Origin of the sequence: Limnohabitans sp. 2KL-17 (genome assembly GCF_003063415.1) — a bacterium.
Lineage (GTDB): Bacteria > Pseudomonadota > Gammaproteobacteria > Burkholderiales > Burkholderiaceae_C > Limnohabitans_A.
Genome location: NZ_NESK01000043.1, coordinates 1 through 17,068, shown reverse-complemented (window position 1 = coordinate 17,068; position 17,068 = coordinate 1). Strand labels below are relative to the sequence as shown.

Sequence of the window (17,068 nt, the reverse complement as noted above, 5' to 3'; positions counted from 1 at the left end):
GGCTTACAAGTGGGCCAAGGCGAACAAAAAACGAAGGGAATATCAGAATGCGAAAGGAAAATCAAAAAAATCAAAACCATGCGGGGCGAAATTGCGCTCGCGAATGGGGTATTTCAGCAGCCTGTTAAGCGCGCTTATGGCTCAAGCGGAAAAAACTCACCTCCCAAAGAAGCCTGGCCCCGGCGAGTTGGCGAAAATATGTTCAAACAGGTATAATTGAGGCGATGTCGAAGCAAACCCGCAAACCCATCAAATGGGTCAGTTCCGCCAAGAGAGATCTGGATGCGATGCCAGAAGATGTCAAAGACGTTTTTGGCCATGCTATCGACCTGGCCCAGGCCGGAGGCAAGCACCAGGATGCCAAGGTGATGACGGGTTTTGGTTCCGCCGGCGTGCTGGAGGTGGTCGAGGACCACCAGGGCGACACCTATCGGGCGGTCTACACCGTCAAGTTCGCCGGCTGGGTCTATGTCCTGCACTGCTTCCAGAAGAAGTCCAAAAGCGGTATCGCGACGCCGAAGCCAGATCTGGATTTGATCAACACCCGCCTGAAGGCCGCAAAACAGGATTTCGAAGTTTGGCAAGCACAGCAAGGAGCAAAGAAATGAATGACCACGCAAGCATCACCATTGAAGAAGGCAGCACCAACGTCTACGCCGACCTGGGCTACACCGACGCGGCCGAGATGCAACGCAAGTCCCAGCTCGCCGGCGAGATCGCCCGTGCGATCAAGGCGCGCCGCCTGACGCAGGAAGATGCCGCTGCGCTGCTGGGGATCGACCAGTCCAAGGTGTCGCGCATCACCCGCGGCCAGTTCCGCGGCGTCAGCGAAGCCAAGCTGCTCGATCTGGTGGCCAGGCTGGGCCACGATGTAAAGATCGTGGTCGGCCCGGTGCGGCGCCGCGCCGGCAAAATCGAGCTACAGTTTGCCTGAATACGTCTGTCCTCTCCAGCGCCATCCTAGTTTGCGCCCTCTTAGTCTTACTGTGTCACAAAAAATGATGATTTGGCAGCGCATAGGACTTCAGGCTGTCCCCCGTTACAAGACGGTTGCCGGCGCCGCACGAGCCCACTCCGCAAAGCCAAGCGGCTTCTCATGAAACATCTTACTGTCGCGCCCCACATCGAACGCGTACCGCTCTTGGTCGGCAGCACGCCGTCCGAGGCCTCACCAAACACGTTTGATGTGCTGATTGTTGGCAGCGGTTTGGCCGGACTCAGCACGGCGCTGAAGCTGCTGGAAGACCAGGAAGCCGGTTCATCCGGCCACGCGCGGTTTCGCATCGCCATCCTGACGAAGGGGTCTCTCGCCGACGGATCCAGCGGCTGGGCCCAGGGCGGCATTGCGGCCGTGCTGGAGCGTGGCGAGGAAGGCGACAGTTTTGCAGCCCACATTGCCGATACGCAGGTCGTGGGCGCCTGGCTGTCCGACAAAGCGGCCACCGCGCAGGTGGTGGAAGGCGCGCCGGCAGCGATTGCCTGGCTGCAGGCCCAGGGTGTGGCTTTCACACAGGAGCCGGGTGTCGCACCGGCGCTGCACCTCACCCGCGAAGGCGGGCACAGCCACAGGCGCATCGTGCACGCGACCGACGCCACAGGTGCCGTCGTGCAGGAAAGCCTGATTGCGGCCGTGCGGGCGCACCCTGCCATCGACGTGTTTGAACAGACCACGCTCGTCGACCTGATCGTCCAGAACGACACCGCCACGGGCAGGCCGCGCTGCGTGGGCCTTTATGCGCTGGACAGCCGCGACGAGGGAACCGGCAGCGGCGGCACGGTGCATACCTTTGCCGCACGTGATGTCCTGCTGGCCACCGGCGGCGCCGGCAAGGTCTACCTCTATACCAGCAACCCCGACACTGCCACCGGCGACGGCATTGCCGCCGCCTGGCGTGCCGGCTGCCGCATCGGTAACATGGAGTTCATCCAGTTCCACCCGACCTGCCTGTACCACCCCGAAGCCAAGTCCTTCCTGATCAGCGAAGCGGTGCGCGGCGAAGGCGGCTTATTGCGCCTGCCGGAATCGGCAGGCGGTGCCCGCTTCATGCCGGAACACGATGAACGCGCCGAGCTGGCCCCGCGCGATGTGGTGGCTCGCGCGATTGATTTCGAGATAAAAAAACACGGTGTGGACTGCGTCTACCTAGACATCTCGCACAAGGGCGAGGCCTTTGTGCGCGAACACTTCCCGACCATCCACGCACGCTGCTTGGCGCTCGGCATCGACATCGCGCGCCAGCCGATTCCCGTGGTGCCGGCCGCCCACTACACCTGCGGCGGCGTGCTGACCGACCTGGCCGGCCGCACCGACATCGCCAACCTTTACGCCGCGGGCGAAACCGCCTGCACCGGCCTGCACGGCGCCAACCGACTCGCCAGCAACTCGCTGGTGGAGTGTGTGGTGTTCGCGCAGGAAGTCGCGAGTGCTATCAAATCGGAAGCTGCTCGCGCCCGCTCCATAAGGGCTGGAGGCCAAAATGACTCCAAAGTTTCGTTGCCCGCCTGGGACGAGAGCCAGGTGACCGATGCCGACGAGCAGGTGGTGATTGCCCACAACTGGGACGAGCTGCGCCGGCTGATGTGGAATTACGTGGGCATAGTCCGCACCAACAAGCGGCTGGAGCGCGCCGCGCACCGCATCGCACTGCTGCAGTCGGAAATTGACGAGTTTTACGCCCACTTCCGCGTCACGCGCGACCTGCTGGAGCTGCGCAACCTGGTCCAGGTGGCCGAGCTGATCGTGCGTTCGGCGAAGTCACGCCACGAAAGCCGCGGCCTGCACTTCAGCCGTGACTACCCGCAGACCGATGCGGTGGGCGTGCCTACCGTGCTGGTGCCGCCCGGGGCCTGAGCCCTGACTGTCACCCGCGGCGCGGATCCAGGTCTGCGTCCAGCCAGCCGCGCAGGCTGTTCACAAACGCCACCGCCTGCACCCCCGGCAGGTCTTCCAGGCGCACAACGCCTTCGCTGAGCCGGCCAGCTCGCAGCGCGTTTGCGCGGCCGATACCGCCCAGCAGGCCGCAATCGAGCGACGGGGTCAGCCAGCGGCCATCGAGCAGCAGCGCGATGTTGCCGCGCGTGCATTCGGTGATTTCACCTTCAGCGTTCCACAGCAGGGTGTCGAAGATGTCTTCCTCCGCCGGCATGAAGGCGTCGTAATGGGCGCGCCGTGTGGTCTTGAAACGCACGAACTCGCTGTGCGCGTCGTCCAGGGCTCGACCGGCCAGCTGTAGCCGCACGCGCTGCGGCGATGGCGGCAAGACAAAGGCCTCGGCCCGCGCCTGCCCGCGGGCATCCAGCAGCAAGCGCACGCGCCAGACACCCTGCGCGTGGGTTTGCACCAACTGCTGCAGACACTGCTGCGCCTGCTGCGGCGACCACGGGTAGGCGAAGTGGGCGGCTGCTGCCGCCATGCGCGCCAAGTGCGCCGGTGTATCGCGCAAGAGGCCGTCTTCCAGTGCCAGGGTTTCCAGTAATTCAAACGGCATGCTCGCGCGCTCCACAAAGGCGCGCTTGTGGCGCCATTCCTGCCATTCTGCCCCGGCCAACGCACCGGAGGTGATGCCGCTGCCGATGCCGCAAGTTGCCGTACTGCCCCGCAGCGTCACGGTGCGGATGGGCACGTTGAAGGTGGCGCGCATTCCGTTTTCACCCGGATACACCGCGCCGAAAGCGCCGCAATAAACACCGCGCGGTTCCGGCTCCAGCGCCTGGATCATCCGCATGGCACTGACCTTGGGCGCCCCGGTGACCGAGCCACAGGGGAACAGCGCCGCAAACACGTCGGCCAGTGAACAACCGGCGCGCGTGCTTGCCACCACATCCGACGTCATCTGCCACACAGTGGGCAAAGCTTCGGTATGGAACAGGCGCGGGACCTGCACGCTGAACGGCTCGGCGACGCGCGACAGGTCGTTGCGCAGCAGGTCCACGATCATCACGTTTTCGGCGCGCTCCTTGGCCGACGTGCGCAGGGCCAGCGCCCGTGCCGCGTCTTCGGCGGGTGTGGCGCCACGCGGCGCGGTGCCTTTCATGGGCCGGGTCAGGATGCAGCCGTCGTGCCAGTCAAAAAAAAGCTCGGGTGACACCGAGAGCAGTTGCTCATCGCCGGTGTCGAGAAAGGCTGCGTAACCACCCGGCTGCGCGCGCTGCAGCGCGGCAAACAGGGCCCGTGCCGCACCGCCCTCCGGCTCACCGCGCAAAACGCCGTGCAGGGGCGCGGTGAAATTCACCTGGTACAGCGCACCGGCCACGATGGCCCGGTGAATGCTGTCCAGCGCGGCGTCAAACACGGCACGCGAGCAGGCGGCCTGCCATTGCACCTGCGCGGAGTCAGTATCATTGTTGTCCACTGGCCAGGGCAATGCTTCGTCATAAACCGCAAACCAGGCCAATGGACCTTGCGCCGCATGCACGGCCAGCGCCGCGTCAAAGGCCGGTGCGGCTTCGTAGCGAAGATAGCCCACGCACCAGAAACCTTGTGCGGCTGCGGCTTGCACGGCATCAAGCACCGGCCGCACCTGCGCAGCTTCATGCGCTGCCAGTATTTGGCGAGGGCGACTAAACACGTGCCGCAGGCGCGGCCCGTCCGGCAGGTAGGGGTCGGAAAAATCGATGCGCGCCGACGAGGCAGGCATCAGGCCGCACCGATGCGCGGCACCAGCCCGCCCACCGGCCGCCCGGCGCGCTGCGCCGCGGTGAACGCCAGCATGCGGTCTATTGGCAGGCGGGCCCGCACGCCCAGGGCTGGGTCCACGTTCACTTCCGGACTCAAGGTCTGCAACACCTGCGCCAGGCCGGCCAGGCCGTTCATCGCCATCCAGGGGCAATGCGCGCAGCTTTTGCAGGTGGCGCTGTCACCGGCTGTCGGGGCTTCGATAAACACCTTGCCGGGGTTCAGCGTGCGCAGCTTGTGCATCATGCCGTTGTCGGTGGCGACTATGAATTCGCGGGCATCCATCTCGCTCGCCGCCTTGAGGATGCCCGAGGTCGAACCCACCGCGTCGGCGAGCGCGATCACGTCCGCCGGTGATTCCGGATGCACCAGTACCTTCGCTTTCGGGTGTTCTTTTTTCAGCGCCTCGAGTTCAAAGGCCTTGAACTCGTCATGCACGATGCAGCTGCCGTTCCACATCAGCATGTCAGCGCCGGTTTCACGCTGGATATAAGCGCCCAGGTGTCTGTCGGGTGCCCAAAGAATTTTCTGGCCTCGCTCCTTCAATGCCCTGACGATGTCCAGTGCGCAGCTGGAAGTCACCAGCCAGTCGGCGCGAGCCTTTACAGCGGCGCTGGTGTTGGCATAGACCACCACCGTGCGGTCAGGATGGGCGTCACAAAACGCGCCGAATTCGTCCACTGGACAACCAAGATCAAGCGAACAGGTCGCGTCGAGGTCTGGCATCAGCACACGTTTTTCGGGTGAGAGGATTTTCGCGGTCTCACCCATGAAACGCACGCCCGACACCACCAGCGTGGTCGCCGCATGGTCGCGCCCGAAACGCGCCATCTCCAGCGAGTCGCTGACCAGCCCGCCGGTTTCCTCGGCCAGGTCCTGCAGATCCGGGTGCACGTAGTAGTGCGACACCATGACGGCATGGCGCTCCTTCAGCAGGCGGCGAATCCGGTCTTTGAGTGCAGCGCGCTCGTCCGGCACCGGCTCCACCGGCACCCGTGCCCAGGCATGGCGCGTCGGGCAGGAGGGCTGCTCGTAGTCGATGCGCACCAGGGGCTGGACAACAGTGCTTGCGACGTCACTCATGGCGGGCCTCACAGCTGCGTAAACCGCATGGAAAAATCAATCGCCTTGATGTCTTTGGTCAGGGCGCCGATGGAAATGCGGTCCACCCCGGTGGCGGCAATGCCGGCCACCGTGTCCAACCCCACGCCGCCCGACACTTCCAGAATCGCCCGGCCCGCCGTGATACGCACTGCCTCGCGGAGCTGCGCCAGGTCCATGTTGTCGAGCAAAATCATTTGGGCGCCTGCCGCGAGCGCTTCTTCCAGCTGGGCCAGGGTCTCGACCTCGATCTCGACAAAAGTTGCCCGGGCAGCCACCTCGGCAGCGCGCTGCAAAACGGCTGTGACGCCACCGGCGGCCGCGATATGGTTTTCCTTGATCAGCACCGCGTCGTACAGGCCGATGCGGTGGTTGCTGCCGCCGCCGCAGCGCACCGCGTATTTTTGGGCCAGCCGCAAACCGGGCAGGGTTTTGCGGGTGTCCACAATGCGGGCCCGGTTGCCCGCTACCGCCTGCACGGCCCGCACATAGGCCGCCGTCTGCGTGGCCACGGCGCTGAGCAACTGCAGGAAATTAAGCAAGGTGCGCTCGCCGCTGAGCAGCGCGCGCGAATTTCCCTGGATTTCCAGAATGACCTGGTTGGCACTGCAGGACTGGCCATCACGCACATGCCAGACCAGGTCGGCCTGCGGGTCCAGTCGCTGCAAAGTCGCCTCCACCCAGGGCCGACCGCAAATCACTGCAGCTTCACGCGCCAGCACGCGGGCCTGGCTGCGTTGCACTGGGTCCACCAGGCCGGCAGTCAAGTCTCCTGTCCCGAGGTCTTCGTCTAGCGCCCGGCCTGCATCGGCGTGCGCAGGAAGTGCCATGATGGCATCGCAAAAGTGCAGACTATTCATTTTTTTCGTTGTCTCATACAAATGTTGGCGGCAAGCATAGCTGCTTCGCGAACTATCCTGTGGTTAGCACGCTATCGGAGGAATAGGAGAGAGGGTGAGCCCTCAGCCGACTGTACTAGAATCCGTTCCGAGGTCCTGCTGGCACATTGTGGTCGGATATCTGGGATGGACAGCACCCAAAGCCGTGGACTTGACTCGGTTCGTACCGACGCAGTAAGTTGACCTGACTGCCGCCGATCCCCTGCTAGCCAGTCAACACCTCAGTGAGGTATTGGCCACATCTTCGGAACATTTCGATACCTGCGCAGACGAAGGAAGCCCCGTTTTTCCAAGCCCACACTCTCACCAAGCCTCGAGGCTGGAGACGCTATGCAACGTACCCTTTTAGCTGGAAAAATCCACCGTGCCACTGTCACCCAGTGCGAACTGCATTACGAGGGTTCATGCGCCATTGACGACGACTTGCTGGAAGCTTCGGGCATTGCCGAGTTCGAGCAGATCCACATCTGGAACATCAACAACGGCGCGCGTTTTGTGACTTACGCGATACGCGCCAAGCGCGGCAGCGGCACCATCTCGGTCAACGGTTCGGCGGCACGCCAGGCCGCTGTTGGCGACCTGATCATCATTGCGGCTTTTGGCCAGCTGCCAGCCGACCTGGTAGCGGGCTTCGAACCTAAGCTGGTGTTTGTCGACGAAAGCAACCGCATCAAGGAAGCGCGCTCCAGCATTTCTGTGCAGGTCCGCTGAGACCGCTCTCGTCCTGATTCCCGGAGAAACGACATAGACAACCAGACCATGAGCCAGCGCAGCCTGCGGCATGTGTGGCACCCCTGCACGCAGATGAAGCAGCACGCCTCGCAAGCCGTGCCCCTGGTACCTGTGTCACGTGCCGAAGGTGTCTGGCTGCATGACTTTGAAGGCAATCGTTACCTGGACGGCATCAGTTCATGGTGGGTCAACCTGTTCGGGCACAACCATCCGGCCATTCAGGCGGCCCTGGTGGACCAGCTGGGCCGACTCGACCACGTCATGCTGGCAGGCTTCACACACCAGCCGGTGGTGGAGCTGTCAGAACAACTGGCCGCGCTGACCGGACTGGGCCATGCCTTTTATGGCAGCGACGGCGCCTCGGCAACCGAGATTGCGCTGAAGATGAGCGCGCACTACTGGCGCAACACCGGACGCCCCGGCAAGTGCCGTTTTGTAGGCCTGTCCGGGGGCTACCACGGAGAAACCGTGGGCGCGCTGGCCGTGACCGACATCGCCATCTTCCGCGAAGCCTATGCACCACTGGTGCGGCTGGCCGCCACCGTACCCAGCCCGGATGCACGCGCCGCCCAGTCCGGCGAAAGCGCCGCCGACGTGGCGCAGCGCGCCGCCGCCGCGCTGGATGCCTGGCTGGATGAACACCACCAGGAAACCGCGGCGCTGATCGTTGAACCCCTTGTGCAATGCGCAGCCGGCATGGCCATGCACGACGCAAGCTACCTGCGCCGGATTCGCGCGCTGTGTGATCGCTACGAGGTTCATCTGGTGGTGGATGAAATTGCCACAGGCTTTGGCCGTACCGGCACCATGTTCGCGCACCAGCAGGCAAGCATCCTGCCCGACTTCATTTGCCTGTCAAAAGGTCTGACCGGCGGCACACTGCCTCTGTCCGCAGTTTTGACCACCGACACGGTGTACGAGGCCTTTTACGACGACGAAGTGGCGCGCGGCTTTCTGCATTCACACTCCTACACCGGCAATCCGCTGGCCTGCCGGGCCGCGCTGGCAACCCTGGCGCTGTTTGCGCAAACCGATGTGCTGGCCAACAACCTTGTTCTGGCCCGGACGCTGGATCAGTCTTTTGCCCCTCTGAGCAGCCATCCACGCATCCGGCACGCGCGCCACCTGGGGATGATCTGGGCCTGGGATGTGGACACCTCGCTGCCTCACTTTGCGCAGCGTTACCACCAGCACGCAATGGCGCACGGCGTTCTGCTTCGCCCTATAGGCCGCACCATTTACGCCATGCCGCCCTACGTGATCGACGAAGAAAGCGGCACGCACCTAGCGCGCGGTGCGCTTGCCGCACTGCAGGCCACGCTGGCTGAAGAAACAAGCTGGCGATGACCCGGCAACGCACCATCTCCTGCTTTGTCACCGGCACCGATACCGGTGTCGGCAAAACCCTGGTCAGCACGGCGCTGCTGCATGCACTGGCACGCCACCACAAGCGCGTCGTCGGCATGAAGCCGGTAGCAGCAGGGACCACGCTGATCCACGGCAGCGAAGTCAACGAAGACGTGCTGGCGCTGCGCGCGGCCTCCACCCTCGCAGTGCCCGCAGCACTGGACAACCCGGTGCTGCTGCCCGACGCGGTGTCGCCGCATGTAGCCGCCGCCCGGGCCGCCCGCACCATTGACATTGCCCACATCGTCGCCTGCCACCGGCAGCTGTTGCAGCTGGCCGATGCGGTGGTGGTGGAAGGCGCGGGAGGCTTTCTGGTACCACTCTCGGCAAGCGAGACCGGCGCGGACCTGGCCCAGGCACTGGGCCTGCCGGTGGTTCTGGTCGTCGGCCTGCGGCTGGGCTGCCTGAACCACGCGTTATTGACGCTCGAGGCCATACGCGCGCGCGGCTTGAGCCTGGCCGGCTGGGTTGCCAACCACGTCGATCCGGCCATGCTGGCGCAAGACGACAACATCGGCTTTTTGCAGCAACACCTGAACGCGCCTTTGCTGGCCCGCTTGGCCTGGCAGTGCGTGCCTGATGCCCGAACAATCACGATGGAGCTCCCCCTGGCATGGCGATAAGCACTTGTTCTCCGCAGACATCTTCCTGGCTTGACGAATTTCCTGCACGTTTGGCTGCGCTGGACGAAAGCCACCTGCGCCGCCGCCGGCGCGTGGTGCTGCCGGAAAGCGGCGCCCGCCTGCAGGTCGATGGCCAGAGCATGCTGGCGTTTTGCAGCAACGACTACCTGGGCTTGGCCAACCAACCGGCGCTCATAGAAGCAGCCTGCACGGGGGCGCAGCGTTTTGGCGTGGGGGCGGCGTCTTCGCCGTTGGTCAGCGGCCACAGCGCTGCCAACGAGGCATTGGAGCAGGCACTGGCTGCTTTTGTCGGTCTGCCCCGCGCGCTGTACTTCTATGCCGGTTACGCCACCAACATCGGCATCATCCCCGCATTGGTGGGCCAGGGCGATGCTATTTTTTCCGACGCACTCAACCATGCCTGCCTGATCGACGGCGCGCGGCTCTCGCGTGCACAGATTCACCGTTACGCACACGCCGACCTCACAGCGCTGGACGAAGCGCTGACGCAGAGTCCGGCTCGACGAAAACTGGTCATCAGCGACGCGGTGTTCAGCATGGACGGTGATCTCGCCGACGTTCCGGCCCTGCTGGCACTTTGCGAGCGCCACGACGCGTTGCTGATGCTGGATGATGCGCACGGTTTTGGCGTGCTGGGTCCGCAAGGTCGTGGTTGCCTGGCCCACTTCGGGCTGAGCGGGGCAAGCGCCTCGCCGCGCGTACTTTATATGGCCACACTGGGCAAGGCAGCCGGCGTGGCGGGAGCCTTTGTGGCGGGCAGCGATGCCCTGGTCGAATGGCTGCTGCAAAAAACGCGCAGCTATATTTTTGCTACCGCCGCGCCTGCGCTGCTGGCCAGCGCTTTGCTCACCAGTCTGCAATTGATAGAGCAAGACGAATGGCGGCGAGCCCATCTGATCCAGCTCATCACGCGTCTGCGACACGGCCTTGCCGAGCGCCTGCAAGGTAGCGCCTGGCAGCTCGGCGCCTCGCTCACGGCCATTCAGCCGCTGCTGATTGGCCGCAATGATGAAGCGTTGGCCGTCATGGAGGGCCTGCGCGAACGCGGTCTGTGGGTTCCAGCGATTCGCCCGCCCACCGTGCCCGACGGCACAGCGCGGCTGCGTATCGCGCTGTCGGCAGCCCACACAGAGGCCGATATCGACGAATTGGTCCAGGCCTTGAGTGAACTGGCCGTCGTCCGGCAGCCAGCGGATGCGCTCGGCCAGACTTCACACCCTTTCAACGCCATTCAGATTGCCGCATCATCCCGCAACCTAGATACCAGATACGAAATGTGTATCGCTTCAAGGAACAACGACATGTCCAGCGTTTTTGAACAACCCGTCACCCTGCACCGCCCGCGCCAGAGCGTCCCGGCCCGCCCCGAGGCCCGCTGGAGTGTTGATGCCATCGAGGCCTTGTTTGACCTGCCTTTTCCAGAACTGATGCACCAGGCCCAAACCGTGCACCGTGAAAACTTCGACCCTTCACGCGTTGAATTCGCCACGCTGCTGTCGGTCAAAACCGGCGGCTGCCCGGAAGACTGCAACTATTGCCCGCAGGCGGCACGCTTTGACACCGGCGTGGAAGCCACCAAGCTGATGGAGCCGCATGAGGTGAAAATCGCTGCGCAGCGCGCCAAGGACGCCGGCGCCACCCGTTTCTGCATGGGTGCCGCCTGGCGCGCGCCGAAAGACCGTGATATTGAAAAAGTGGCCGAGCTGGTGCGCACGGTCAAGGCGCTCGGGCTGGAAACCTGCGCCACCCTGGGCATGCTGGAAGACGGCCATGCGCAAACCCTGCAGGGCGCCGGGCTGGATTACTACAACCACAATCTCGACAGCGCGCCCGACTTTTACGGCGCCATCATCACCACGCGCGACTACCAGGACCGGCTCGACACGCTGGCGCGCGTGCGCAGTGCGGGTGTGAAGGTCTGCTGCGGCGGCATCGTCGGCATGGGCGAAAGCCGGCGCCAGCGCGCCGGACTGGTGGCCGAGTTGGCCAACCTGTCGCCCTATCCCGAGTCGGTGCCAATCAACAACCTGGTGAAGGTCGAAGGCACACCGCTAGCCGGCCAGGAAGACCTGGACCCGTTTGAATTCGTACGCACGATTGCCGTTGCCCGCATCACCATGCCCAAAGCACGTGTGCGCCTGTCGGCCGGCCGCCAGCAAATGGGCGACGCGGTGCAGGCGCTGTGTTTCCTCGCCGGCGCCAATTCGATTTTTTACGGCGACAAGCTGCTGACCACCGGCAACCCCGACACAGGCGCCGATGTCGCCTTGCTGGAGCGCCTGGGCATGATGCGTTCTGCGCCTGAGGTGCAAGCATGAAGTCTCCACCAGCAAGCAATGGCGCTAGTCTTACTGGGCTCCTTCCCGTTCTTCGGACATATCCAATGACATGATGTGCTCAGGAGAGAGATGACGAAGATGAGAAGGAGCCTCACGGGCGAATTCAAACGTGAAGCGGTGAAGCCACCCGGCGACAACGTCACCCACATTGCACGGGATCTTGATCAGCATTGCCCTAGGTGCGATGCTGACAGACGTTCCAGATTTATCCCAAATCGTGTTCTCTCGCTGAGAACCCCCGGCGCCGCTTACTGCGGCGTCCAGCATCCCTGCCTTCAGACCGATCAAAGAAGCCCGCCGTAACGACAGTGACATGACCCGCCTTGCCCAGTACATTGAGGCTGCCGAGCGTGAGAACACGCGCCGGAGCTATGCTTCGGCCATACGCCATTTTGAAATCGAATGGAAAGGCCTGCTGCCTTCCACTGCCGATGCTATCGCCCGCTACTTGGCCGACCATGCGACTACCCTGGCCATCAACACGCTGCGCCAGCGGCTGGCGGCGCTGTCCCGCTGGCATACAGACCAAGGCTTTCCTGATCCCAGCAAATCAGTCTTGGTGCGCCAGGTCCTCAAGGGCATTCGTTCGGTTCACGCCGTGCCAGAAAAGCGTGCTCGCCCGTTGGAACTGGCGGTCCTCGAGCGGGTCGCTCAATGGCTCGATACCGCGATCAGCAACGCCGCGCAGATGGGCGACGCTCAGGCCTTGCTTCGCCACACCCGTAACCGCAGCGTGTTACTGCTGGGGTTCTGGCGTGGCTTTCGCTCTGACGAGCTGGTCAACCTGCGCGTCGAAAACGTCGAGGTCAAGCCCGGCGAGGGCCTGACCTGCTACCTGGGCCGCAGCAAAGGCGACAGGCAGCTGCAGGGCCGGGTCTTCAAATGCCCGGCTCTGTCCCGTTTGTGCCCCGTGATCGCCTTCAATGCCTGGGTCAGCCTGGCCGGCTTGACCGAGGGTCCGGTGTTCCGCAAGATCAACCGCTGGGGACATGTCGCCGAGGACGCCCTGCATGCCCACAGCCTGATTGCTTTGCTGCGGAACCTGCTTTCGGAGGCTGGCGTCGTGGCCCCCGAGGAATACAGCAGCCACTCCATGCGCCGCGGCTTTGCCGGCTGGGCCCGCGCCAGCGGCTGGGACATCAAGGAACTGATGGAATACGTCGGCTGGAAGGACGTCAAATCGGCTATGCGTTACCTTGATGCGTCGGATTCAAACCTGCAAGCCCGGTTCGAGCAGGGTCTGACAGCCCTGGTCCCGGCAGTTCCGCGGCCACCGCCGCCTTTGTTGTTGCTGACCGAACAGGTCGAAGGCCCCCGCCTGCTGGCAGAAGGAACGACGCCCGTGGCGGTCCTGCGCGTCACGATGGTGCTGGCCCGCTTCAGCAAGCAGTCGCGCGGCCTGGCCCGTGGCCACCGGCTGATCGAGCAAACCTGCTTCGAGCGTTTCGCCATGCAACGCCTGAACACCGAAGGCACGCTCTACGAGCTGGCGGTTCCTTACCTGTCCCGCGACTTGCTGGACGAGGTAATCGCCACGCTGCTGGATGATATGTACCACATCGCCGAGGACAACCAGTGCCTGCTGGAAACCGCGTTTCACGAACCCGCCACCGACACCTACTGGGACTGAAGCGATGGGTAGCAAAGCCGCCGGGCGGGGTAGTCCCCGCGAATGACCACGCTCCATGAGACGACCTATCCCGGACTGAAACCGATCCGACACCGCGTGAGCTGGCGGAGCTTTACACGCCGACCGAGGATGAACAAGTCTTGGCTACCGGCGTCGGCAAACGCCCCTTCATCCCCATTTCACCTTTATGAGCTCAGCGTGCGACTGAGCCAGCCGTTGGAGCACGTCAGCCTTGCCAAGCAATAAACTCGAGGCCTCTCGGCGCCTTTCCATTTTGTCAACCGAAGAAGTTGACAGCCTGTATGGCTTGCCGCACTTCACCGAAGGTGAACGCCAAATCCATTTTGATTTGAGTCCCGAAGAGCGAGAGACCATCGATGCTGCACGCACAATCACTGCGGGCGTTCATCTCGTACTGCAACTGGGCTACTTCAAGGCCAAGGCACAGTTCTTCGTTGTCAGTCTTGACCATGTTCGGCCCGACATTGATCACATTCTGACGCGCTATTTTCCAGGCAGGCTTATGGTCGAGGTGAGATCTTTATCAAAGCCCACCCGGCTGGCCCAACAACGAATCATTCTTGAGCTGTTGGACTATCGCCTGTGTGGGAGCGAGGGGAGGCAAGCGCTGTTTGCTTTCGCGCAGCGGGCGGCGATGTTGTCAACCCAGCCGAAATTCATTTTGCGTGAGGTGCTGGAGCATCTCTCAAGCCAGCGCATCGTGGCACCGGGATACACGTCTTTGCAGGACCTTGTAAGCCAGGCTGTCACCGACGAGCGCAAGCGTGTTACCCGAAAGCTGGATGCCACCTTGCCCGCCGACCTGCAGCAATCGCTCAATACCCTGCTGCATGCGGACGACAAAATCCATCTGATCAATGTCCTGAAACACGATGCGAGTGATTTCAGCAACAAGGAGCTGCGCCAGGAGGTCGGTCGGCGCAAACAACTGGCCCCCTTGCATGCCTTCGCCCAAACATTTTTGATGGATGCCACCCTGTCCAGGGAGAGCATCAAGTATTACGCCGGGCTGGTCCAGTTCTACACGATTTACAAGCTGCGCCGCATGGATATCTCCACGGTACGTCTGTATCTATTGTGCTTTGCCTTCCACCGGTTCCGCCAAATCAACGACAACCTGATTGAAGCGTTCATCCACCTGGTCGGGCAATTTGATAAGCACGCCAAACTGGCGGCGAAAGTGGCCATGCAGCAGGCCTCCGACGAGGCCAACAGTAATTTGAAAGCTGCCGGTGAGGTGTTGGGCCTCTTTGTGGATGAGTCAATCGCAAGTGATTGCCCGTTTTCGACGGTCAAAGAGCGCGCGTTCGGCTTGCTGGAGCCTGCTGCCTTTCCATCGGTGTCCAACTTCCTGCGCAATGTGGCCTTTGACAAGCTGGACTACGAGTGGACTTACTTCACCATGCTGTCGCCAACCATCAAACGCAACTTGCGACACCTCTTTTGCGATATCGATTTTGCCGGTCGCTTGGAGAACGCCCCTTTGGTCACCGCGATCGCCATGATGCAAGACCTGTTGCGCCGGAGCAAGTCACTGCGCCAGGCAGATTCCTCAAAGTTTCCTGAGACCGTGATCCCACCGGCTCTCAAAAAGCACCTGTATGTCGAGTCTATCGAAGACGGGGAGAAACGCAAAACCCTGGATGTCGATCGATACGAGTTTCTGGTCTACCGGCTGTTGCGCAATGCACTGGAATCCGGGGACTTGTATGTCCATCACAGCAACGAATTTCGCCAGTTTGAAGATGACCTGATCAGCGATGCCCGCTGGGCGCACAAAGACGCCGTGCTCGCTGAAATCGGACAGCCCTTCTTGACCACGCCCATCGAAGAGACGCTGGCGACTTTGCGCGCTAAACTCGAAGACCGCTTGGTAACCGTCAATCAGCGTGTGGCCGCCTGCGTCAACACCAACATCAAGGTCGTGGGCCAAGGTGATAAGAAGCGGTGGTCCCTGATTTACCCAACTGCGCCAGAGACCAGTAATACCCCGTTCTACAGCCAGCTGCCCGGAATCGCTGTTGCCGACCTGTTGCGCTTCGTGAACAAAGAGACGCATTTTCTGGATGCCTTCGAACATGTTCTGAATCGATCCGTCAAGCACGCGCCGGATCTGCGCCAGATCCTGGCTTGCGTGGTGGCCTACGGTACCAACATGGGATTGGGCAAGATGGCCGAGGTCTCCGGCTTGAGCCATGCATCCCTGATCACCACTGCCAGAAGTTATCTGCGGCCGGAAACCGTACACGCGGCCAATGACGCCATCAGCAATGCCACGGCGGCGCTGCCGGCTTTCAAGCTCTTCAACATCCGCGACGAGCTGCATTCCAGCAGCGACGGTCAGCGCTTTGAAACCCAGATCAACACCTTCAACTCCCGCTATTCGCCCAAGTATTTCGGCTGGGACAAGGGGGTGAGCGCGTGCACCGTGGTTGCCAACCACGTGCCCATCAACGCCAAGATCATCGGTACGCACGAGCATGAGAGCCATTTCGTATTCGATCTGCTCTACAACAACACGTCGGAGATCAAGCCAACGCGCCACTCGACCGATACGCATGGCACCAACCAGGTCAATTATTTGTGCCTATATGCCAGCGGCTACAGCTTTGCCCCGCGCTATAAGACCGTGCAAAAGAAAACCGCGGCCTTGGTCGGGTTCAAGCTGCCAAGTCAGTATCCGGCCGACATGCTGATTCGGCCAACCAATAGGGCCAACGAAGAGTTGATCATCAGCGAATGGCCCAATATCCAGCGTATCTTGGCATCCCTTGCGCAAAAAGACACGACCCAGGCCACCGTGGTACGCAAACTCAGCAGCTACGCCCGGCAAAACAACACCAAAAAGGCCCTGTGGGAGTTGGACAACATCCTTCGCACCATCTATATTCTGGACTTCATTGACGATGTCGAACTGCGCCAGAGCGTGCAAAAGGCTCTCAATCGGGGCGAGGCCTATCACCGGTTCCGCCGGGCGGTGTCCTTCATCAATGGCGGGAAGTTCAAGGTACAGACTGAAACCGAGCAGCAGGTCTGGAACGATTGCGCGCGGCTGATTGCCAACGCGGTCATTTACTACAACACGGCCTTGCTGTCCAAGGTGTACGAACAGAAGGTGGCGGCCGGCGATCTGGACGCCATCGCGTTCATCCAGGGCATGTCGCCAGTGGCGTGGCAGCACGTGAGCATGTTCGGGTCGTTCGAGTTCAGCGACGATGAGCGGGATATTGATCTGGATGCCTTGGCGGCACAATATGCCGACTCGGTGTTCTGGAGCAACGCCACGCAGCCGGGGCAAGGGGATCTTTTTGACTAAAAGCTAAGGCTACGCTGAATAAGTCCACCGCATTGGGTGCTGTTTCGTTATAGGTCGATGAAACAACAGACCCTTGCCCTAGCGGCCGATGCAGGAGCCGGATTCGAACAATACCGTCGCGCAACCAGGCGCGACGTGTTCCTCTCCACAATGAATGAGATCGTTCCGTGGCATGCGCTATGCGAAGTGATCGAGCCGCATTACCCCAAGCCGGGCAATGGTCGCCCGCCGGTGGGACTTGAGCGTATGTTGCGCATGTACTTTGTGCAGCACTGGTTCAACTTGGCCGACGAGGCTTGCGAGG

14 protein-coding genes and 1 pseudogene are annotated in these 17,068 nt (G+C 62.2%); 12 read left to right on the top strand and 3 right to left on the bottom strand.

Annotated features, from left to right (window positions below; translation table 11 throughout):
• From B9Z45_RS17445 to nadB, 4 genes are all read left to right on the top strand, one after another.
• The coding region (locus B9Z45_RS17445) for a hypothetical protein (RefSeq protein WP_233252231.1) at window positions 1–216 on the top strand (216 nt) is incomplete at its 5' end.
• Window positions 217–224: 8 nt separating this feature from the next.
• A complete protein-coding gene (locus tag B9Z45_RS15850; RefSeq protein WP_096667018.1) occupies window positions 225–608 on the top strand; it encodes a type II toxin-antitoxin system RelE/ParE family toxin in 384 nt (127 codons plus the stop codon).
• Window positions 605–934 (top strand): helix-turn-helix domain-containing protein, encoded by a 330-nt coding sequence (locus B9Z45_RS15845; protein WP_108408178.1) that lies wholly within the window; start codon window positions 605–607, stop codon window positions 932–934. Before B9Z45_RS15850 ends, B9Z45_RS15845 begins: the two co-directional genes overlap by 4 nt.
• 162 nt (window positions 935–1,096) lie before the next feature.
• Window positions 1,097–2,851, top strand: coding sequence for an L-aspartate oxidase (nadB, locus tag B9Z45_RS15840; protein ID WP_108408177.1), 1,755 nt, complete (start codon window positions 1,097–1,099; stop codon window positions 2,849–2,851).
• 10 nt (window positions 2,852–2,861) lie between these two features.
• Here the strand turns inward: nadB and B9Z45_RS15835 are convergent, their stop codons facing one another.
• From B9Z45_RS15835 to nadC, 3 genes are read right to left on the bottom strand one after another with little or no spacing between them, the layout of a single operon-like run.
• Window positions 2,862–4,637 (bottom strand): chorismate-binding protein, encoded by a 1,776-nt coding sequence (locus B9Z45_RS15835; protein ID WP_108408176.1) that lies wholly within the window; start codon window positions 4,635–4,637, stop codon window positions 2,862–2,864.
• Window positions 4,637–5,758 carry a quinolinate synthase NadA gene (gene nadA / locus B9Z45_RS15830; protein WP_108408175.1) on the bottom strand — a complete coding sequence of 374 codons (1,122 nt, stop codon included), beginning with the start codon at window positions 5,756–5,758 and terminating at the stop codon, window positions 4,637–4,639. The genes B9Z45_RS15835 and nadA overlap by 1 nt, the downstream gene beginning before the upstream one ends.
• Window positions 5,759–5,766: 8 nt before the next feature.
• Window positions 5,767–6,636 (bottom strand): carboxylating nicotinate-nucleotide diphosphorylase, encoded by an 870-nt coding sequence (nadC, locus tag B9Z45_RS15825; protein ID WP_108408174.1) that lies wholly within the window; start codon window positions 6,634–6,636, stop codon window positions 5,767–5,769.
• A gap of 369 nt (window positions 6,637–7,005) precedes the next feature.
• On the opposite strand from nadC, the gene panD reads away from it, so the two are divergent.
• The 8 genes and pseudogenes from panD to B9Z45_RS15780 all read left to right on the top strand — a co-directional run.
• Complete coding sequence (panD, locus tag B9Z45_RS15820) at window positions 7,006–7,386, top strand: aspartate 1-decarboxylase (protein ID WP_108408173.1); 381 nt, start codon at window positions 7,006–7,008, stop codon at window positions 7,384–7,386.
• A gap of 48 nt (window positions 7,387–7,434) precedes the next feature.
• Window positions 7,435–8,754 (top strand): adenosylmethionine--8-amino-7-oxononanoate transaminase, encoded by a 1,320-nt coding sequence (bioA, locus tag B9Z45_RS15815; protein WP_233252230.1) that lies wholly within the window; start codon window positions 7,435–7,437, stop codon window positions 8,752–8,754.
• A complete protein-coding gene (bioD, locus tag B9Z45_RS15810) occupies window positions 8,751–9,437 on the top strand; it encodes a dethiobiotin synthase (protein WP_108408171.1) in 687 nt (228 codons plus the stop codon). The genes bioA and bioD overlap by 4 nt, the downstream gene beginning before the upstream one ends.
• Window positions 9,428–10,648, top strand: a pseudogene (gene bioF / locus B9Z45_RS15805) (8-amino-7-oxononanoate synthase); the annotation flags it as partial. The gene bioD and the pseudogene bioF, both read left to right, overlap by 10 nt.
• 111 nt (window positions 10,649–10,759) lie before the next feature.
• Window positions 10,760–11,776, top strand: a complete 1,017-nt coding sequence (bioB, locus tag B9Z45_RS15800; protein WP_108408179.1) for a biotin synthase BioB — start codon at window positions 10,760–10,762, stop codon at window positions 11,774–11,776.
• A gap of 334 nt (window positions 11,777–12,110) precedes the next feature.
• Window positions 12,111–13,427 (top strand): site-specific integrase, encoded by a 1,317-nt coding sequence (locus tag B9Z45_RS15790; protein ID WP_108408169.1) that lies wholly within the window; start codon window positions 12,111–12,113, stop codon window positions 13,425–13,427.
• Window positions 13,428–13,659: 232 nt separating this feature from the next.
• Complete coding sequence (locus B9Z45_RS15785; RefSeq protein WP_108408168.1) at window positions 13,660–16,764, top strand: Tn3 family transposase; 3,105 nt, start codon at window positions 13,660–13,662, stop codon at window positions 16,762–16,764.
• A gap of 57 nt (window positions 16,765–16,821) precedes the next feature.
• Window positions 16,822–17,068, top strand: a 247-nt coding sequence (locus tag B9Z45_RS15780) for a transposase (RefSeq protein WP_146180858.1), incomplete at its 3' end; no start/stop codon positions are given.